At 72.9% G+C, this 19,805-nt stretch carries 14 protein-coding genes, 1 tRNA gene, 1 pseudogene and 1 riboswitch; of the genes and pseudogenes, 14 read left to right on the top strand and 2 right to left on the bottom strand.

Features of this window, described 5'->3' with window-relative positions; all coding sequences use genetic code 11:
• The 3 genes from BM051_RS09385 to BM051_RS09375 all read left to right on the top strand — a co-directional run.
• A partial coding sequence (locus BM051_RS09385) for a sodium/proton-translocating pyrophosphatase (RefSeq protein WP_177216902.1) occupies window positions 1–1,137 on the top strand: 1,137 nt, incomplete at its 5' end.
• A gap of 217 nt (window positions 1,138–1,354) precedes the next feature.
• Window positions 1,355–2,002 (top strand): hypothetical protein, encoded by a 648-nt coding sequence (locus tag BM051_RS09380; RefSeq protein WP_092529713.1) that lies wholly within the window; start codon window positions 1,355–1,357, stop codon window positions 2,000–2,002.
• Between the two features lie 53 nt (window positions 2,003–2,055).
• Window positions 2,056–2,649, top strand: coding sequence for a hypothetical protein (locus tag BM051_RS09375; protein WP_092529583.1), 594 nt, complete (start codon window positions 2,056–2,058; stop codon window positions 2,647–2,649).
• Between the two features lie 73 nt (window positions 2,650–2,722).
• Here the strand turns inward: BM051_RS09375 and BM051_RS09370 are convergent, their stop codons facing one another.
• Entirely contained in the window at window positions 2,723–3,562 is an 840-nt protein-coding gene (locus tag BM051_RS09370) for a S1 family peptidase (RefSeq protein WP_092529582.1), read from the bottom strand.
• A 289-nt stretch (window positions 3,563–3,851) separates the two neighbouring features.
• Here BM051_RS09370 and topA point away from each other — a divergent pair, with 289 nt between their 5' ends.
• The 6 genes and pseudogenes from topA (at window position 3,852) to BM051_RS09340 (ending at window position 13,706) form a co-directional block, all read left to right on the top strand.
• On the top strand, window positions 3,852–6,641 hold the full coding sequence (gene topA, locus BM051_RS09365) for a type I DNA topoisomerase (protein ID WP_092529581.1): 2,790 nt from the start codon (window positions 3,852–3,854) through the stop codon (window positions 6,639–6,641).
• A 119-nt stretch (window positions 6,642–6,760) separates the two neighbouring features.
• Window positions 6,761–7,546: an ESX secretion-associated protein EspG gene (locus BM051_RS09360; protein ID WP_092529580.1), complete on the top strand. Its 786-nt coding sequence runs from the start codon at window positions 6,761–6,763 to the stop codon at window positions 7,544–7,546.
• Window positions 7,546–8,358, top strand: coding sequence for a hypothetical protein (locus BM051_RS09355; RefSeq protein ID WP_092529579.1), 813 nt, complete (start codon window positions 7,546–7,548; stop codon window positions 8,356–8,358). The genes BM051_RS09360 and BM051_RS09355 overlap by 1 nt, the downstream gene beginning before the upstream one ends.
• A 176-nt stretch (window positions 8,359–8,534) precedes the next feature.
• The gene (locus BM051_RS09350) at window positions 8,535–9,170 is read left to right on the top strand and encodes a hypothetical protein (RefSeq protein WP_134045903.1); all 636 of its coding nucleotides are present in this window, start codon (window positions 8,535–8,537) and stop codon (window positions 9,168–9,170) included.
• Between the two features lie 556 nt (window positions 9,171–9,726).
• Window positions 9,727–11,811: pseudogene (locus BM051_RS09345) on the top strand (bifunctional MFS transporter/dTMP kinase); the annotation flags it as partial.
• A gap of 701 nt (window positions 11,812–12,512) precedes the next feature.
• Window positions 12,513–13,706 carry a DNA polymerase III subunit delta' gene (locus BM051_RS09340; RefSeq protein ID WP_092529577.1) on the top strand — a complete coding sequence of 398 codons (1,194 nt, stop codon included), beginning with the start codon at window positions 12,513–12,515 and terminating at the stop codon, window positions 13,704–13,706.
• Window positions 13,707–14,291: 585 nt separating this feature from the next.
• Here BM051_RS09340 and BM051_RS09335 read toward each other — a convergent pair.
• Entirely contained in the window at window positions 14,292–15,884 is a 1,593-nt protein-coding gene (locus BM051_RS09335) for a hypothetical protein (protein WP_092529712.1), read from the bottom strand.
• A gap of 189 nt (window positions 15,885–16,073) precedes the next feature.
• Between BM051_RS09335 and BM051_RS09330 the strand changes: the two genes are divergently transcribed.
• The 5 genes from BM051_RS09330 to BM051_RS09310 all read left to right on the top strand — a co-directional run bounded on the left by BM051_RS09330 (window position 16,074) and on the right by BM051_RS09310 (window position 19,712).
• Window positions 16,074–16,147 (top strand) — tRNA-Thr (locus tag BM051_RS09330).
• A 131-nt stretch (window positions 16,148–16,278) separates the two neighbouring features.
• Window positions 16,279–17,100 carry a hypothetical protein gene (locus tag BM051_RS09325; protein ID WP_092529576.1) on the top strand — a complete coding sequence of 274 codons (822 nt, stop codon included), beginning with the start codon at window positions 16,279–16,281 and terminating at the stop codon, window positions 17,098–17,100.
• Between the two features lie 95 nt (window positions 17,101–17,195).
• Complete coding sequence (locus BM051_RS09320; protein WP_092529575.1) at window positions 17,196–17,720, top strand: gamma carbonic anhydrase family protein; 525 nt, start codon at window positions 17,196–17,198, stop codon at window positions 17,718–17,720.
• 81 nt (window positions 17,721–17,801) lie between these two features.
• Window positions 17,802–18,230 (top strand): uL11 family ribosomal protein, encoded by a 429-nt coding sequence (locus BM051_RS09315; protein WP_092529574.1) that lies wholly within the window; start codon window positions 17,802–17,804, stop codon window positions 18,228–18,230.
• 91 nt (window positions 18,231–18,321) lie between these two features.
• A riboswitch (ZMP/ZTP riboswitch) is annotated at window positions 18,322–18,406 on the top strand.
• Window positions 18,407–18,443: 37 nt separating this feature from the next.
• Window positions 18,444–19,712, top strand: coding sequence for a serine hydroxymethyltransferase (locus BM051_RS09310; RefSeq protein ID WP_092529573.1), 1,269 nt, complete (start codon window positions 18,444–18,446; stop codon window positions 19,710–19,712).
• Window positions 19,713–19,805: the final 93 nt, after the last annotated feature.

The following is a 19,805-nucleotide window of genomic DNA, read 5'->3' as shown; positions in this document are numbered from 1 at the left end:
GAGACCGGCGCCGCCACCGTGATCCTCTCCGGCATCTCGGTGGGCTTCGAGTCCGCGGTGTTCACCGCGCTCACCATCGGTGCGGCGGTGTACGGCGCGTACCTGCTCGGCGGCGCCGTTGCCCTGTTCGCGGTGGCGTTGGCCGGCACCGGCCTGCTGACCACGGTCGGCGTGATCGTCGCGATGGACACCTTCGGCCCGGTGTCGGACAACGCGCAGGGCATCGCCGAGATGTCCGGCGACCTCAAGGAGGGTGAGGGCGTGCAGATCCTCACCGAGCTGGACGCGGTGGGCAACACCACCAAGGCCATCACCAAGGGCATCGCGATCTCCACCGCGGTGCTGGCCGCCACCGCCCTGTTCGGCTCCTACGCGGAGGCGATCGACCGGGCGCTGGACGCGGCCGGGGCAGCGGTGACCGACTCCGACACCTTCCTCTCCACGATCATGAGCCCGAACGTGCTGGTCGGCGTGCTGGTCGGGGCCTGCGTGGTGTTTTTGTTCTCCGGGCTCGCGGTCAACGCCGTGTCGCGTGCCGCCGGCGCCGTGGTGTACGAGGTGCGTCGCCAGTTCCGCGAGATCGCGGGAATCATGGAGGGCACCACCCGGCCGGAGTACGGCAAGGTGGTCGACATCGTCACCCGCGACTCGCTGCGGGAGCTGGCCACCCCCGGCCTCCTCGCGGTGTTCGCGCCGATCGCCGTCGGTTTCGGCCTCGGCACCGGTGCGCTCGCCGGCTACCTCGGCGGCGCCATCGCGGCTGGCACGCTGATGGCGGTGTTCCTCGCCAACTCCGGTGGCGCGTGGGACAACGCGAAGAAGCTGGTCGAGGACGGCCACCACGGTGGCAAGGGCTCCGAGGCCCACGCCGCCACGGTGATCGGTGACACCGTCGGTGACCCGTTCAAGGACACCGCGGGTCCGGCCATCAACCCGTTGATCAAGGTGATGAACCTGGTGTCGCTGCTCATCGCGCCGGCGATCGTGCAGTACACCGTCGGCCCGGACGCCTCGCTGGGCGTGCGGCTCACCATCTCGCTGGTGGCCGTGGCGATCATCGTCACCGCCATCGTGGTGTCCAAGCGCCGTGGAACGGCGATCTCCGACACCCCCGCCGAGGCCAAGGCCAAGGCGTGACCGAGCGCGAAGCGGTGCGCTGAACGGTTGTCGGCGCACCGTTTCGGGCGATTTCCGGCGGACTCGGGCCCGTCGCGTTGATCCGCGACGGGCCCGAGCCGTCTCCGGGCGCGGCCGATCGGTTGCCCGCGCCGACTTGCACCACTCGAGGGGATCGGTAGCGTCAGTGGCCGCCGGTGCCCGTGTTGCGTCAGGAGGTAGGAGCGTGCGGCCGCGGATGACGGTTCTCGCCGCAGTGGCCGCCGCGGGGATCGTGGGCGTCACGGGATGTGGCCAGCCGGTGGACGAGCTGGCCCCGGGACGGCCGTCCGGGTCGACCAGCCCGGAGCCGCCGCCGGAGGTCCGGCGGGAGGCCGCCACCGTCCGGTGGGCCGACGGCTACTGCCGCGCAGTGCACGAGCTGGTGCGGTCGATGGCCGACATGCCCACGGTGGACCCGAGCACGCCGCGGCGGGCGTCGCGGACCTCCGGGGAGCTGCTCGACTCCCTCGTCGACGGGCTGGACCGCACCACCAGCGCCCTCCGCGCGCTCGAGCCGGCGCCGGTGCCGGCCGGTGAGACGGTTCGGGCCGACGCGGTCGCCGACTACACCGACATCCGAAACCGAGCCGACCAGGCGCGGCGCCGGCTGGCGGCGGCCACCGACCCGGCCGCGGCCAGCGCCGCCCTCGGCGAGGCCGGCGCTCCGTTGGAGGACGTCGGCAAGCGCGGCCTGCTCGCCGGCTTCGCCGACACGCCGGAGCTGGCGCGGGCGAGCCAGCGGGCGGCCGCGTGCCAGTGGCTGGTCGAGCAGGGGCCGGAGCCGCGGTTGGGACCCCGGCGCGTGGAGCCCGCGGCGGCGCCGGCCGAACCACCACCCGGGTAGTCGTCGCCCCCGAGACTACCCTCACGTCGAACAGATGTTCTAGGCTTCGGCGGGTGGAGCAGATCTCGCTGTTCTCCGCCGAAGCGAGGCGGCCGCGGCTGGCCGACCTCGCGGGGGTGCTGTGCGGGCCCGGCCAGGTGGCCACCTTCGGGCGGACCGCCGCGCGCCTGTCCGTGGTGGTGTCCGAGGAGTGGCGGGCCCGCGCGCTGATGCGGGAGTACGCGCGCCGCGGCGTCGAGGCGGCCGTGCTCGGCACCGACTGCGGGCGGCGGCAGATCCGCACGCCGTTCCGGGTGGACCTGCTCGGCACGGCCAGCAGCTGGACCACGGAGTCCGGCAAGGCGGTGCCGCCCCGCTTCGTGCTCGACGGCGCGGTGCTGCGGCTCTGGGCCCTCGCCGCGGGCCGCGCGGTCGAGCGAGGCTACCTGCTGGCCCTCGACGAGGACGCCCCGGAGACCCACGAGCCGTTGCTCGGCGCGCTGGCCGCGATCGGGTTGCCCGGCCAGCGGGTGGGCCCGCGCCGCGGCGGCCCCGCCGTCCGGATCACCGGCCGCCGCCGGCTGGCCACCCTGCACGAGATGGTCGGCGACTCGCCCGTCGGTGCCGAACCGGCATGGCCGGCCCACGTCACCGTCCTCGCTGGCTGACCCGCGAGTCCCAGGCCAGGGACCGCGAGTTCGACGTTCGGGACGGCGAGTTCTACGTTCGGGACGGCGAGTTCTACGCTCCCGTCAGTGCCGGGACCGCGGCCGGCTTGGGCAGGTGACAGTCGGCCCGGCCCAGGTCGACCTCGCTGTGCTCGGTGACACAGCCCGCGACGCGGTAGGTCTGCTGCCCGTAGTTGATGCCCTTGCGCACCGTCACCGTGCCGTCCTCGGCCACCTCGCACGGGTTGTTGAGCGTGCACCGCTGGCCGCTCTCGTTGCCGGTGTTGTTCACCCCGACCACCTTGCCCGTCCGCCGCTCCACGATCGGCGAGCCGGAGGTGCCGCCCGTGGTCCGGCACTCGGGCGTGTAGCGCACCGAGTCGAGCCACACCCAGCGGTCCTCGTGCAGCTCGTGCACGAAGCCGTCCACCGCACAGGTGTAGGTGCGCTTCCAGTAGCCGGAGACCACGGTGATGTCGGTGCCGGCCGCCGGCCGGGCGGCGGAGAGGCGCAGCGCCGCGACGCCGTGCTCGCGCCGGATGTCCGCATAGCTGGTGTCCAGTTGGTAGAGCGCGACGTCGGTGCCGGTCATGGTCGCGTAGACCACTTTCCGGGAGTGCAGCGTGCCGAGGGTGGTCCCGTCGCCCGAGAGGAGGGTGAACGTGCGCCGCGCCGGTCGGTCGACGACGACCTCACCGGGCTCCGGGAACCCGCCTTCCAGGCAGTGGCCGTTGGTGAGCACGAGTGCGGGCGCGTCGGCGGCAGCCTCGGCGAGTCGCACCACCGCGCCGGAGCAGTTGGAGAGGGCCACGGTGCCGGCGAAGTTGGCACCGGGAGCGGCCGCGACGGGTGCCGCGATGCCGAGTGGCACGGCCACCACGCAGACCACGAGGGTGAGGAGGCGTCGGATCATGAGGGTTCCCTTCGGCGCGCCGTCCGCTCCAGTCAACCGCCGACCGGAGCAACTGGGATACCGGCATCCGGAGGGTATTCGCCCGACTACCCGCCGCCCCCGGCGGGCGCGAGGCGGCCATCACATGCTAGGTGTGGAAGAAACGCCGAACGGGTGGATGTCGATGCGGTGGGCACACGGTCCGCGCCGGTTTGCCCGACCTCGGCGTGGACGACCGGGTGCCGACGTGCACACTGGCTGGTCGAGAGTCGCCGCCGCGGGCGGCGGGAAAGAGCGGAGAGCGGACAGCGTGGCTGGATCGGCACGAACCAAGAAGACCGAGGCCGGGTCGAACGGCGCCGGCCGTCGACGGCTGGTGATCGTCGAGTCGCCGACCAAGGCCCGCAAGATCGCCCCCTACCTCGGCCGCGGATACGTGGTGGAGTCCTCCCGCGGGCACATCCGGGATCTGCCGCGCGGCGCGGCCGACGTGCCCGCCAAGTACAAGGGGCAGCCGTGGGCGCGCCTCGGCGTCGACGTGGACAACGACTTCGAGCCGCTCTACGTCGTCTCGCCGGACAAGAAGGCCACCGTCACCGAGCTGAAGAGCCTGCTCAAGGACGCCGACGAGCTCTTCCTCGCCACCGACCCCGACCGCGAGGGGGAGGCGATCGCCTGGCACCTGCTGGAGGCGCTCAAGCCCAAGGTGCCGGTGCGCAGGATGGTGTTCCACGAGGTCACCGAGCAGGCCATCCGCTCCGCCGCGGAGAGCACCCGCGACCTCGACGAGGACCTGGTCGACGCGCAGGAGACCCGGCGCATCCTGGACCGGCTCTACGGCTACGAGGTCTCGCCGGTGCTGTGGAAGAAGGTCATGCCGAAGCTCTCGGCGGGCCGGGTGCAGTCGGTGGCGACCCGGATCGTGGTCGAGCGCGAGCGGGAGCGGATGCGCTTCACCTCGGCGTCGTACTGGGACATCGCCGCCACGATGGAGGGCACGGCCGTGGGGTCCGAGGACGCGGTCGCGCCGCGGACGTTCCCCGCGCGGATGATCGCCGTGGACGGATCCCGGCTGGCCACCGGGCGCGACTTCGGGCCGGACGGCCGACTCAAGGACGCCGACCGGGACGTGCGGATCCTCGACGAGGCCGAGGCGCGCCGGCTCGCCGAGGCGCTGGACGGCCGCGAGTTCACCGTCAGCAGCGTCGAGGAGAAGCCGTACACGCGGCGGCCGTACGCGCCGTTCATGACCTCGACGTTGCAGCAGGAGGCGGGCCGCAAGCTGCGGTTCTCCTCGGAGCGCACGATGCGGATCGCGCAGCGGCTCTACGAGAACGGCTACATCACCTACATGCGCACCGACTCGACGACGCTGTCGGGAACGGCGATCGCGGCGGCCCGCCGGCAGGCCACCGAGCTGTACGGCGCGGAGTACGTGGCGGACAAGCCGCGGCAGTACAACCGCAAGGTCAAGAACGCGCAGGAGGCACACGAGGCGATCCGGCCGGCCGGCGAGAACTTCCGCACCCCCGGGCAGGTCGCCGGCGAGCTGGAGACCGACGAGTTCCGGCTCTACGAGATGATCTGGCAGCGCACCATCGCCTCGCAGATGGCCGACGCCAAGGGCACCACGATGTCGGTGCGGATCACCGGCACGGCCGGCAGCGGCGAGGAGTGCACGTTCTCCGCCTCGGGACGCACCATCACCTTCGCCGGCTTCCTCAAGGCGTACGTCGAGGCCGTGGACACCGAGGCCGGTGGCGAGGCCGACGACAAGCAGAGCCGGCTGCCCCGGCTGGAGCGCGACCAGCGGCTCTCCGCCAACGAGCTCACCGCGGAGGGGCACGCCACGTCGCCGCCGCCGCGGTACTCCGAGCCCAGCCTGGTCAGCAAGCTGGAGGAGCTAGGCATCGGCCGGCCGTCCACCTACTCCTCGATCATCAAGACCATCCAGGACCGCGGGTACGTGTGGAAGAAGGGCTCCGCGCTGGTCCCGTCCTGGGTCGCCTTCGCCGTGGTCGGCCTGCTCGAGCGGCACTTCGAGCGGCTGGTCGACTACGACTTCACCGCGGCGATGGAGGACGAGCTGGACCGCATCGCGGCCGGCGACGAGCAGCGCACCCGGTGGCTGTCCAAGTTCTACTTCGGTGGCGACATGGGCGGCGACCGGTCTGTCGGCCGGCTCGGCGGGTTGAAGAAGCTGGTCGGCACGGGTGTCGAGGACATCGACGCGCGGGAGATCAACTCCATCCCGCTGTTCGCCGACGCCGAAAGCCGGCAGGTCGTGGTCAGGGTCGGCCGGTACGGCCCCTACCTCGAGCGCGAGGTCGACGGCGCCTCGCAGCGCGCCAACCTGCCCGAGGACCTGCCGCCGGACGAGCTGACCCCCGAGGTCGCGGAGAAGCTGTTCGCGACCCCGCAGGAGGGCCGCGTGCTGGGCACCGACCCGGTCAGCGGTAACGAGATCGTGGTCAAGGAGGGCCGGTTCGGGCCGTACGTCACCGAGGTGCTGCCAGAGCCGGACGAGGACAGCAACACGTCGGGCGACGGGAAGAAGTCGGCCAAGGCGAAGAAGCCCAAGCCGCGCACGGCGTCGCTGTTCAAGTCGATGTCGATCGAGGACGTCACGCTCGAGGACGCGCTCCGACTGCTGTCGCTGCCGCGGGTGGTCGGCACGGACCCGCAGTCCGGCGACGAGATCACCGCGCAGAACGGGCGGTACGGGCCGTACCTGAAGAAGGGCACCGACTCGCGCTCGCTGACCAGCGAGGAGCAGATCTTCACGATCACCCTGGACGAGGCGCTGAAGATCTACGCGGAGCCGAAGCGGCGCGGCCGGCAGGCGGCGGCACGGCCGCCGTTGAAGGAGCTGGGCACCGACCCGGTGTCCGGCAAGCCGATGGTGGTCAAGGACGGCCGGTTCGGCCCGTACGTCACCGACGGCGAGGTCAACGCCTCGCTGCGCAAGACCGACGCCGTCGAGGCGCTGACCGACGAGCGAGCCGCCGAGCTGCTGGCGGAGAAGCGGGCCAAGGGGCCGGCGCCGAAGAAGAAGGCGGCCGCCACCCGCAAGAAGGCCCCGGCGAAGACCAAGTCGTGAGCTGGATCGGTGGGGTTCCGCGTGCCGCGGGGAACCCCACCCCTTTCCACCCGATCCAGTGACGCCGGTCGAACTCCTGTTCGACCAAACCTGTCGGTGCCCGGTTGTTCAATGTCCCCATGAACACCTCCACCGACACCGTCTTCGCCCTCGTCGACGACGTCGTCCGGCCGATCACCCAGGCGCTCCCGCGCCGACCGTCGGCACGGGAGTTCCTCGACCCCGACTTCCGGCTACCCGCGGCGTTCGACGAGCGCTCGCCACCGGTGACCGACCTGATCGCCGAGGCCGAGCACTACACGCGGTTCGTCTCCGGCATGGCCGCCATGGGGCTCGTCGACGAGGACGGCGGGATCAGCGCCGAGGCGGCCGGGATGTACCGGGCGTTCCGGGGCGGCCATGTCCGCGGCGTGGTGACCGGGGTGTTCGCGGACCGGTCGGAACCGCTGCACGTCCGGTTCTACGGCGACCGGCGGTACGCCATGGTCATGACCGTCGTCGGCGGCGAGGCGACGATGCGCACCGGCTCCCGGGGCGGGCTGCCGGAATGGGCGTTGGACGACCTTCCCGACCCGCCGCCCGGCCCCGGTGCGCCGTTCGAGATCGCCGCGGACGAGCGCGGGGTGGTCCTGGCTGGGCAGGACTCCTCCCTCGCGGCGCTGCGCTCCGCCGTCGCGCGGCGGCGGCACGGCACGGTCCTGGTGGATCTCACCGTGCGGGAGAAGGTCCTCACTGAGCATCCGCACGGCGCGTTCGCGCTGCTCGACACCGACCTCGGTCGCTATCTCGTCACCACGTCCGTCGGTCCGGACGGCCGATGGGTCCTGCGGTACGCCCCGGCCACGAGGGAGACGGCCGTGGCGTGGATCGCCCACTCGCTCGAACGACACGATCAGGGGGACTGATGGACAACATTCATCCATTGCTGTGGCAGGCCGCCGGCCCGGTGCTCGACGCGGTGCCGGAGCGGCCGTCCGTGCTCGATCTCTACTGCCCCGGCGTCACCGACGCCCAGATCCGGGAGATCCGGCCGTCGGCGGCGACGGGGCCGGACGTCGGGGGAGACCTGGCGGACGAGGTCACCGAGCACCTGAGGTGGGCCGACATGGTGGAGCGGCTCGGCTTCGGCACCCACGGGGAGCTGAACGAGACGGGCCGGTGGGTGGTCTCGCTCATGCTCCGCGGCCCGCTGCGGGTGGTCGTCAGCGGCGTGCACGTCGCTGACGGCCGGATCGACATCCGGGCCTACGGCGACGAGGACGCCGGGGTGCTGTGGAGTCGGCATCCGGACGGTAGCTGCGTGGTCGCCGGTGCCCGGTTCGAGGAGATGGCCGGGCGGATCGCCGGGTTCCTGCCGGGCTGCCCGGACGGAACCCACCCACCGGTGCGGGTCCGGGCCGACGAGTACGGCGACGTGCTGCCCACCCATCGCGCGGCCGCCGAGCTGGTCCGGCGGTTCCTCGTTCGGCCGCGCACCGCCACCGCCCTGGTCGACCTCACCGCCTTCGGGGTGCTGTGCGCCGAGTTTCCCGACCAGCCTGTGGTGGTCGTGGACAACGACCTCGGCCGGCACGTCGTGGCGTTGACCGCCGGCAGCGTCACCGGTGCGCCGGAGCTGCTGCTGGTGGGCTCCGGCGGTGACGGGTTGGCCGAATGGATCGACGCCTCCTTCGCCGAGGCGCGGGCGATGGCGGAGGCGCAGGCGCCGCCGGGGTGAGGGCCGGATTCCGGTTGTCGTGCCTCGGATCGGCCCGTGCCGACCCGAGTCGAAGGAGGTGAGCGCGGACAACACGAAGGCACCGAGGAGGGTGGGCGCCTCGGCGACCTACCCGCTGGGCCGCTCGGGTCGCTACCCTGGAACCGACCGGAACGCTAGGTATTGGGGTGGTGACGGTGGGAACCGACGGCCGAGTCGGCGCGGACGGCACACAGGCTCCGGCGCCACCGCCGGCGTACACGGACCCGCTCGCCGGGCTGGTCACCGGTGGCTCACCGACGCCGGTCGGGTTCGGCGGCTCGACGGACGACGTCGAGGTCGAGGTACCCGACCCGGTCGAGCCGGATCCGGAGGTCGTGCGCGGCATGGTCGACGCCGCGCTGGCGGGGGAGGGCGAGGGCCTGCCGGTGGGCAGGGCCCTCGATGCCTCGCGACCGGCGGCCGCGGCCGCACCGGTCACGCAGTTCCCGTCACCGGAGAACGCCGGCCTGCTCCAGCAGCAGCGGCGCTGGTCGGCTCCGCAGCGGATGCGCCAGGTGCTGACCGCGCGGCGGTCGCCGGGCGGTGGCCCATCCGCTCCTGGGCCCGAGGCCGGGCAGGACACCGGGCCGGGGCCGGGCGCGGAGACGCGGACCCCGGTGGTCCCACGGTTCGGGCGCCGGGCGGCGGCGCATCCTCGGCCGGTCGTGCGCAAGCCGTCGAACGGCTCGGCGGGGGTGGCCATGGCGGTCGTCCTGCTGGTGGTCTTCGGGCTCCTGGTCGTGCAGCTGATCTCCAGCTTCGTGAGTAGCGTCACCGGCCTGTTCAACTGACGCTCCTCCAGCTGGCGCCGTCCGCCACACTTCTGCCGGTCCCGCCGATCTCGCGGGGGCCGGTCGCGACGCGGGGTCGGCGATGGCACGGGCCGCTGCCGGCTGACTGGTCGGCCGACTGCCTGGCTGTCTGGCTCGCTGTCTGGCTGTGCAGCCTCGGTCGCCCTTTGCCGAGTCGTCCTCGCCACGGGTCGCCGTCAGGCTGGAAGGGGGCGCCACACCGGCCGCGGCGGTTGCCGGGGTCGCCTCCGCCGAGCGACTGTTGTCGGCACAACAGAAGTTCCGCCGACGCGGACCGTGCGGCTCATCCCCGACAGCAGGGGAGTTTCGCCAACCGGTGCTCCACGGAAGGCGAGGCAGGTCCGCTGGGCGGGTACACGGCCGGCCGGCGCGTCGGATCGAGCGGCCGTCGAGGAACGGGTCGGCCGAACCTTCGGGTGCGGCACGCGGCCGGGCCAGCCGCTCTCCGTGTCCGGCTCGGGATACCCTGGCTACACCATCCGGGCGACCCGGGCTGCGAGCTTTGTGGGGTGGGCGCATCAGCGAGGCCAAGCAGATGAACGGAGTAGCCGGTGTCGACGCATCGGTGGGCTCCGACGCGTCGACGGTCCACCGAGTACGACGTGTGCTGGCCATCCGCCCCTTTCGCCGGCTCTGGGGTGTCACCTACCTGTGCAGCGTCGCTGACTGGCTGTCACTGCTCGCGCTGACCGGCCTGGTCACCAAGTTCACCGAGAGCTACACGGCGCAGAACTTCGCCTTCGCCGGCGTGGTGCTGACCAACCTGCTGCCGGGGCTGCTCTTCGCCCCGCTCGGCGGGCTGCTGGCCGACCGCCTCGATCGCCGCAAGGTGATGATCGCCGCCGACCTGGTGCGCTGCGGCCTCCTGCTGTCGATCGCGTTCGTCGGCACCCCGCTGTGGCTGTTCATCGGCAACTTCCTGGTCGGCTCCGCGGCCATGATGTGGATCCCGTCCAAGGACGCCGCGGTGCCGAACCTCCTCCGCCGGCCCGACCAGGTGGAGACCGCGAACCAGCTCGGCATGGTGATGACCTACGGGCTGGCCGTGGTCACCGGCGCCGGGCTGTACTCGGTGCTGACCGGTATCCAGACCACCTTCAACCTGCCGCCCGACGTGCTCGGCCAGTTCGGCATCGCGAAGATCGTCGTGGTCGTCAACGGCCTGCTCTACCTGGCCAGCGCCCTGCTCATCGCCCGCATCCCCGAGCTGTCCCTGCGCAACGTCCACCCGGTGCCGGCCAACGGCGCGGCGCCGAAGCGGGTCGAGCCGCCGAAGCGGGACAGGGCGAAGCGGGACGAGTCCGCCGGGCGCGACGAGGACAAGTCGGGCGGGCTGCTCGGAATGGTCCGGGACGGCGCCAAGTTCGTCCGCAGCACCCCGCTGGTCCGCGGTCTGCTGATCGGGATGACCGGCGCCTTCGCCGCCGGCGGCGCGGTGATCGGCTCGGCCAAGCCCTACGCCTCCAGCCTGGGTGGTGGCGACGCCGCCTTCGGCCTGCTGTTCGTCGCCGTGTTCGTGGGCGCCGCGACCGGGCTCGCCGGCTCCCCGAAGCTCGCCCGCCGCCTTCCGCACGACCGGTTGTTCGGCATCGGGATCGTGCTCGCCGGTCTCGCGCTGATCGTGGTGGCGCTGGCGCCGCACCTGGCGGTCGCGCTCGTCGCGGTGGCGGTGGTCGGCGCGTGCGCCGGCGGGGCCTTCCTCACCGGCGTGACGATCATCGGCTCGCAAATCGACGACGCCATTCGCGGGCGGATCAACGCGATCTACCAGTCGCTGATGAAGATCATCGTGTTCGGCGCGACCGCCACCGTGCCGCTGCTGATCGGCCTGGTCCGCCCGCACGTGGTGAACGTGTGGGGCAACCCGATCACCATCGACGGCACCCGGCCGGTGTTGCTCGGCGGCGGGCTGCTGGCCGCGCTCGTCGGGCTGGTCGCGTACCGGCAGATGGACTCCCGCCGCACCGAGCCGATCCTGTCCGACCTGCGCAACGTCATCCGACGCCGGCCCCGCAGGGTCAACGGACTGCTCATCGCGGTGGAGGGTGCCACGGCCACCGACACCACCGCCCAGGCGCGCCGGCTCGCGGAGTGGCTGAGCGGCGGCCCGCGCAAGGTCGTGCTGGCCGCCGACCCCGCGCTGGACGACCACCGGCTGACCGCGCTGATCTCCGGGGCCTCGCTGTCCGGTGCCCGCGCCCAGGCCCTGGCCGCGGCCGCGGTCCGCGCCGACATCGTGGAGCGGGACGTGCGGCCGGCGCTCGACGCGGGCGCGGTCGTGGTGATGGAGCGGTTCGTCGACTCGCCGCTGGCGCACCTGTCGGCCGTGGCCGGCCTGGACGCGGAGGAGCTCGAGGGGCTCGCGGACTGGGCGACGAACCGGTTGCGTCCCGACGTGACGGTGCTGCTCGACTCCGATCCGGGAACGGCCGAGCTCGACAGCGGGTTGCCGCGCGGCCAGCAGTGGCAGGTGCAGCACCTGCTCACGGAGATGGCCGCGGCGGACCCGGACCGCTACGTCGTGGTCGACGGGGAGGGCACCGAGGACGAGGTGACGGCCAGGGTGCGGACGGCGGTGCGCGCGGTGCTGGCCGGTCGGATGGCCGGGCTGGGCCCGTCGGTCGTCCCGCCGGATGTCGCCGCCGGGCTCCCGCCCGCCGTGGACGAAAGCGGCACGCCGGAACCGATCGGCGCCAGGGCGAGCGCTTCCGGCAACGGCCAGGTGAACCGGCCGGGCGCGGGCCTCGGCCACCCGACGGCAGGCCCCGCCCAGGACGGGCCGCGCGGTGACGGCAGGGCCGCCGGCCTGGACGGGCCACGCGCCAGTGTGGTGTCGAGCGCTGGTGGGGCGGCCGGCGCGGATGAGGGCGAGGGCCCCGATGTGGTCGGGTCGCGTGTTGGCGCTAGGGCCGCCGGGTTCGGGGGGCCGGATGGCGGAGCGGCGGTGGACTCCGGCGAGGGCGGGGCGCCTGGCGCGAGTGACGGTCCCGGCGCCGCGGGCTCCGGTGCGGACGGTGGGTCGACGGGCCCGAGCGCGTCGCGTGGCGGAGCGGCGGCGGGCTCCGGCGACGGAAGGGCGGCCGCCCCGCGTGGTGCTCTCGACGTGCCAGGGTCGTCCGGCGGGGCAGCCGCTCGGAACGGGTGGGGCGACGATGCCGCCGCGGGCAGGGCGAACGGCCAGGGGGCCGGGTCGGGTGACCCGGAAGGAACGACCGCCGTCGGCTCCCCGCGGCGGAGCGGGGACCGGCCGGGCGGCAGCGGGAACGACAGCGGGAACGACAGCGGGAACGACAGCGGGAACGACACAGCGGCGGAGGGACGATGACCGCGCCCGTGTGGTCGCAACTGGTCGGCCAGGAACCGGCCGTCGAGGTGTTCTCCGCCGCCGCGGCGTCGGCCGCGGCGATCGTGGCGGGAGAGGTGGCCGAAACCGGTGCGATGACACACGCCTGGCTGCTCACCGGCCCGCCGGGCTCCGGCCGCTCGGTAGCCGCCCGGACCTTCGCCGCCGCGCTGCAGTGCGTCACCGGCGCCGGGTGCGGCCAGTGCCCCGGCTGCCGGACCGCGCTGGCCGGCACCCACGCCGACGTCCGGCTCGTGGTGCCGGAGGGCCTGTCGATCTCGGTGGCCGAGATGCGCGCGCTGGTGCAGGCCGCCGCCCGCCGCCCGACCTCCGGCCGCTGGCAGGTCGTGATCATCGAGGACGCCGACCGGTTGACGGAGGGCGCGGCGAACGCGCTGCTCAAGGCGGTGGAGGAGCCGCCGGAGCGCACGGTGTTCCTGCTGTGCGCCCCGTCCGACCATCCGGAGGACGTGTCGGTCACCATCCGCTCGCGGTGCCGCCAGGTCACCCTGCGCACCCCGCCGCCCGAGGCGATCGCCAGGGTGCTGGTCGAGCGGGACGGTGTCGCGCCGGAGCGCGCCGAGTGGGCGGCCTCCGTGTGCGGTGGCCACGTCGGCAGGGCTCGCCGGCTGTCGACCGACGAGAACGCGCGGAAGCGCCGCGACGCCGTGCTGCGGATCCCCCGCGGCCTGCGCCGGCCGGCGGACGTGTTCGCCTGCGCCGACGAGCTGATCAGGACCGCCGAGGCCGACGCCACCGAGGAGAGCAAGGTTCGCGACGAAGCCGAGCAGGAGGCGATGCGCACCGCGATGGGGGCCGGTGGCACCGGCAAGGGCGTCGCGTCGGCCAAGCGCGCCGCGGACGCCGCGGTGCGGCAGCTGGAGAAGCGGCAGAAGTCCCGCGCGACGAGGACGCAGCGGGACACGCTGGACCTGGCGCTGGTGGACCTGGCCGGGTTCTACCGCGACGTGCTGGTCACCAGGAGCGGCGCCGACGCCCGGCTGGTCCACCCGGACCACGCGGCGGAGAGCGCCGCGGCCGCCACGGAGTGGACGCCGGAGTCCACACTGCGCCGGCTGGAGGCGGTGCTGGCCTGCCGCGAGGCCATCGAGTGGAACGTCAAGCCACGGATCGCCGTGGAAGCCATGGTGACCACTCTCCGCGACGGCTAGCCCCGCCCGCGGTGTCCCCGCCCGCGGGCACAGGGGCACCCCTTTCCGGGGGGCCATGGTGGGGGTGCGGACGGGTGTCCTCGGGTGTGTGGGCTGGCCGGGGCGGGGTGGTGCCCGCGTTGTCGGGAGGTCTGTCCTTTCGGGGGGCCGTGGTGGGGGTGCGGACGGGTGCGCTCGGGTGTGTGGGCTGGCCGGGGCGGGGTGGTGCCCGCGTTGTCGGCAGGCCCGCCCCTTCCGGTGAGCAGTGGTGGGGTATGGGCGAGTTCGCGGGTCGGGTCGCTGGGCGATGGGCGATGGGCGGGATGTTGCGGGTGTGCCCGGAGCCGGGGAGCCACGGTGGGGTTCGGGTGTGTGCCCATGGGGGTGGGGCCGGTTGGGGTGGCGTGGCTCGTCGAGGATGTGCCCGCCGGGAGCCGCGGTGGCGGGGAGGACCTGTGGCGCGGCGCCATCCGTCGTGCCGGCCGCCCGGATGGCCCGGACGTTGGCCCACCGTCAGGTGGGTCGGGTCGGTTTACCCACGGCTCGGGCGCCGGGGTGCCGTTCGGAGCGGGGGTCGGCCCCGGACGGCACCCCGGCGGGCCAGGGTCAGTCCCGCGGGTGTGGCGAGGGCTTCCCGACCTCGGCGGGCGCCACCCGGCGGCGAGCGGGCAGCGCGGCCACCAGCACCACACCGACCAGCAGCATCGCCGTGCCGGTCCAGAACATCGGCACCGCCGAGTACGCCGCGCTCGTCTGCGCCAGCTTGTCCGGCACACCGGGCTGCTCACCGCCACCCGGCGGCGCAGGCTGGGTGACGAAACCGCACTGCACGCCGCCCTCCGGCGCGTACGCCCTGGCCACCTGCTCGCCGAGGGACAGCTGCGCCAGCGACGACGGTAGCTTCTTCGCCGCGTCCGGCGGGAGCGCGTCCTTCAACAGCTTGGTGGGCAGGATCTGCAGGTCGAGCATCCGCGCCGACGCCCCGAGCTGGAAGCCCTTGAACGGCTCGGTCATCTCCATCGACCGCTCGTCCAACCCGGCGATGGACAGCCGCAGCACCCCGAGGTCGAGCACGAACCCCTTGGCCGGCTCGGTCAGTGGCTTGAGCGCCTCGTCGGCCATCTCGGCCACCCCACCGATCACCGGAACCTTCTTCACCTCGTCGAACCCGGGCACGTTCTCCAGCCCGGGCAGCGGGATGCCGATCGGCACGTCCTTCGTCGGGTTGGCCGCGTCCAGCGTGAACAGCCGCTGGCCGTTGCGCTCCACCGCCAGCACCGGTGCCGTGTACTCCACGGTCGAGGTGTCCTTCGAGCCGGTCGAGGTGACCGTCAGCGTCGGCTGGCTGACCACCTTGATCGTCAGGCCGAGCGGGGTGCCCTTGAGGATGTTGACGTCGGCGACCTGCAGGGTCGAGATCGACTGCACCGCCTTGCGGTCGCTGTCCGGCAGGTCCACCAGCCGCACCGTGGATCGCGACGACAGCGTGTTCGGCAGGCTCAGCACCGAGCCGGTGCCGTCGTCGTTCGGCTTCTCGCCGCCGGAGAGCAGCCCGCCCAGCTGCGCCAGCGGACCCGGCAACTGGCCGAGACCCTCCTTCAGCTGGTCGCTGGCCTGGGTGAGCTGGCCGGCGTCCGGCATCGACGGGATGACATTGAGCAGCGAGAGGCTGGCCAGGGAGGTCGAGGCGTCGGCGATCGTGCCCACGCACGGGCCCTCCGTGGGGCTCCACCGGGCGTGCACGCTCCCGTTCAGCAGCCCCAGGTCGAGCAGCGGGTTCTTCGGCGCGTTCAACCCGCCGGTCACCGGCTCGGGGTTGTCCGGAAGCGCGGTCTGCGCCAGCGAGCCGGGTGCCTGCGGCGCATGCCCCGCGATGGACACGCCGAACGGCGAGGACTGCGCGATGGCCCGCTCGTAGGCGAGGTAGGCCTCCGAGTTGGCCTGCGCGCTGGACAGCCCCATGCCGCCCTCGAACACCGACTGCTTCGGCAGCTCCTCGCCGATCCCGGGAAGGATCGCGCTGGTCTCCACGGCCTCGGGCAGCAGGCGCAGCATGCCCAGCGCGGTGCCGGCGTCGCCGACCGCGTGGCCGAGCGGTTGCGGGTCGGGCGCCGCCGAGATCGGGGGCTGGCCTGGGTCCGTGGGCTGTGGGACCGGTGTCGTGGGGATCTGCTGCGCGAGCGCGGGTGCCGCGGACATCGCGAGCACCGCGGCCGTGATCGGCAGAGCCAACGTACGGGGCAGGCGTCCACGCGTGGGCACATGACCTCCCGAAAAGACGTGGGACCGGCCACAGGTGACCGGAGTCATAGCAGCCTAACGACGGCGGGCCGGGGAAGTGACGCCGCGCCGGGCCGCTACACTGGCTCGGGTCAGTTCGGCTGGCACGCCGCCTTAGCTCAGTCGGCCAGAGCGACGCACTCGTAATGCGTAGGTCGCGGGTTCGATTCCCGCAGGCGGCTCCCAGGTCAGGGGCACTCTCCGGAGTGCCCCTTCCGCGTCCGTGGCCCGTTTTCTTGGCCGTGTGTGGAGCGAAACGGGGCCACGACGTGGGGATCGCCGGGTTGCCGACGCGATCGGATGAGGTAGTCGGATGCGGTCTTCCGGGCGGGTGGCCTGGCCTGCCGAGTGGGGGAAGCCGAAACGCGCCAGGTGGTACCTGGCGCTCGGATGGCTGGGGTCGTGGGCGTTCATCGCCTTCGTCAGCGCGCTCGCGGTGGCTTCCAGCGAAATGGCTGGGGCCACGAAGTACCTCGTGCTGTTCGGCCTGCTGTTCGTGACCATCGTCGTCGTGGGCTGCGACAGCAGGGTGAACGTCCGCAAGCGCGGCGTCGAGCGTGTTCGGCTCGAAGCTGGCAGGGGTCTGGTGATCCCCTACTCCCGGATCGTGTTTCTCGGGTCGGCGCTCATGGTGGTTCTGATGTTCGCCGTCTTCGCCACGGCGTCCTACGAGTTCGCCACGAAGGCCGGCGACGATGTGCCGGCGCCTGCCGCGGCCGCGGTCGTGTTCGGCCTTGTCGCCGCCCTTTTCGCGGCCTACCTGTGGCAACTCGTGACGGGCCGGATCGGGCTCGGCCGCGTCACGTTGACCCCCGTCGGGATAGAGCACCGGAGCTGGGGGTACCGGTCGGAGCTCCCCTGGGACGACGTCATCGGGGTCAGCGCCCTCGGTGGTGGTGAACCCGAGATCTGGATCCGGGGACACGACCACGCTGTGCGGAAGGTCACGTTGGCCGGCCGCTGGGGTGGAACCCCGCCGCAGGGGCCTGGCATCGCCGTCCAGGCGAAGAACCTGGCCGTCGACCCGGCTCTGGTGTACTACACGGTGCGTTTCTATGCCGACCACCCGGAAGCACGTGCCGAGCTGGCCCACGAGGCATCCGTGCGCCGGGTTCGCGCGGCGCTCTACCCCTGAGCGGGGTCGCGCAGGAGAGCGGCGTTGATCGCTCGCTCCCGTGACGCGGGCCACGGGCGATCGCGGTCTTCGGCGCCGGGCTTAGGGTGACCGCCATGCCGCTGTTTTCCTTCGAGGGCGTCAGCCCCACCGTGCACCCGGAGGCGTGGATCGCCCCCACCGCGACCCTGATCGGGGACGTGACCGTCGAGAAGGGCGCCTCGGTCTGGTACGGCTCCGTCGTCCGCGCCGACTTCGGGAAGATCATCATCCGCGAGGGCGCGAACATCCAGGACAACTCCGTCGTGCACGTCAACGACGGGGTGTGCGAGATCGGCAGGAACGTCACCGTCGGCCACCAGTGCCTCGTGCACGACTGCACCGTCGGTGAGCAGGCGCTGATCGGCAACGGCTCGACCGTGCTGGACAAGGCCGAGATCGGCGCCCGCGCGCTGGTCGCCGCCGGCGCCACGGTGACCCCCAACTCCGTGGTCCCACCCGAGGTCATCGCCATGGGCAGCCCCGCCAAGAAGCACGTGCCGCTCAGCGGATCGGCCCGGCTGTGGGTCGAGCACAACGCGGAGATCTACCAGCAGCTGGCCCGCCGGCACGCCGAGGGCATCGCCCCGGTGACGGACTGATCCTTTCGGGTTTGACCCTCCAGTAACTGGAGACCTTAGCGTCCCCAGCTGTTCGAGATTTCGCACAGCCGAGGGGACGCCATGCCACCACGCGCCAAGAAGCCCACCTTCCGGACCACGTTGCAGCTCGCCGCCGGTGACGCGCCGGTCGTCGACCTCGGCAAGACGCTCGGCCAGACCGGCGTGAACCTCATCGAGGTCAAGCGCGCCTACGATGCCGCCACCGCCGCCCAGCGGGGAGACGTCGTGCCCGCGGTGGTGACGGTCTACGAGGACCGCTCGTTCGACCTGCGGCTGAAGACCCCGCCGACCGCCTTCCTCATCCGCAAGGCGCTGGGCGGCAAGGGTTCGGCCCGGCCGGGACACGACGGTGCCGGCACGCTCGACCGCGCCCAGCTCCGCGCCATCGCCGAGCGCAAGCTGCCCGACCTCAACACCGCCGACCTCGACGCCGCGATGCGCACGGTGGCCGGCACCGCCCGCTCGATGGGTGTGCGGGTGGTGGACTGAGCCGGGTCGGCCGCCCTGGGGACCCCACCCCGAAGCCGGTCGCCTCGCCGCGTTCCACCAGTCGCGCTCGACGCCCGTCCACTAGCATCGGGTCCACAGCAGCGACTGGCGCCGAAGAGGTGGAGCACCACCGGGGAGCGACGACACGGCCGGCACCGCGCGCCTGGGTGCCCTGCCGCACGGCGGCTGGCCATTTTTGCCTGGAGTAGGAACATGACGCATCAGCCCGCCCTGTCCGCGCTGTCCGCCACGGACCCGGAGATCGCCGGCCTCGTCGAGGACGAGGCCCGTCGCCAGCACGACAAGATCCGCCTGATCGCCTCGGAGAACTACGTCTCGCCGGCCGTGCTCGAGGCCACCGGCACGGTGCTGACCAACAAGTACTCCGAGGGCTACGCCGGCAAGCGTTACTACGAGGGCCAGCAGGTCGTCGACAAGGTCGAGACCCTGGCCATCGAGCGGGCGAAGGCGCTGTTCGGGGTGGACCACGCCAACGTCCAGCCCTACTCCGGCTCGCCCGCCAACCTCGCCGTCTACCTCGCCTTCGCCCAGCCCGGCGACACCATCCTCGGCATGGCGCTGCCCGACGGCGGCCACCTCACCCACGGCTGGACGGTCTCCGCCACCGGCAAGTGGTTCAACGCGGTGCGCTACGGGGTGCTAAAGGAGACCGGCCGGGTCGACCTCGACCAGGTCCGCGACCTCGCCCGCGAGCACCGGCCGAAGCTGATCTTCGCCGGCGGCACGGCCATCCCGCGCACCATCGACTTCCCGGCCTTCGCCGAGATCGCCCGCGAGGTGGGCGCCGTGCTGGTGGCCGACATCGCGCACATCGCCGGCCTGGTCGCCGGCGGCGCGCACCCCTCACCGGTCGGTCACGCCCAGGTGATCACCACGACCACCCACAAGACCCTCCGCGGCCCGCGCGGCGCGATGATCCTGACCGACGCCGAGCACGCCAAGGCCGTGGACAAGGCGGTGTTCCCCGGGCTGCAGGGCGGCCCGCACAACCACACCACCGCCGCCATCGCGGTCGCGCTGGGCGAGGCGGCCCGGCCGGGGTTCCGCGACTACGCCCACGGCGTGGTCGCCAACGCCAGGGCCCTCGCCGAGGCCCTGCTCGAGCGCGGGTTCGACCTGGTCTCCGGCGGCACCGACAACCACCTGCTGCTGGTCGACCTGACCAACAAGCGGATCGGCGGCAAGCCCGCGGCGCAGGCGCTGGACCGGGCCGGCATCGAACTGAACTACAACACCGTGCCGTTCGACCCGCGCAAGCCGTTCGACCCTTCCGGCATCCGGTTGGGCACCGCCGCCATCACCACCCGCGGCCTGCGCCCCGAGCATCAGCCGCGGATCGCGGAGTGGATTGACCGGACGGTCACCGCCGCGGCGGGGGGCGACGAGCCGGCCGTCGAGCGGGTCGCCGCCGAGGTGCGCGAGCTGCTGGCCGGCTACCCCATGCCCGGCTACACGGTCTGACGACGGCCCTGACAAGGTCCCCTGACAAGGGCTCTGACGACGGCCCCTGAGAACGGCCCCTGACGACGGTGGCCCGGCACCAGCTCGGTGCCG

The sequence above is a fragment of the Amycolatopsis arida genome, from assembly GCF_900115565.1.
In the GTDB taxonomy this organism is placed as follows: domain Bacteria; phylum Actinomycetota; class Actinomycetes; order Mycobacteriales; family Pseudonocardiaceae; genus Yuhushiella; species Yuhushiella arida.
The sequence above is the reverse complement of the archived record's forward strand: the minus strand, read 5'-3'. Positions and strand labels throughout refer to the sequence as shown.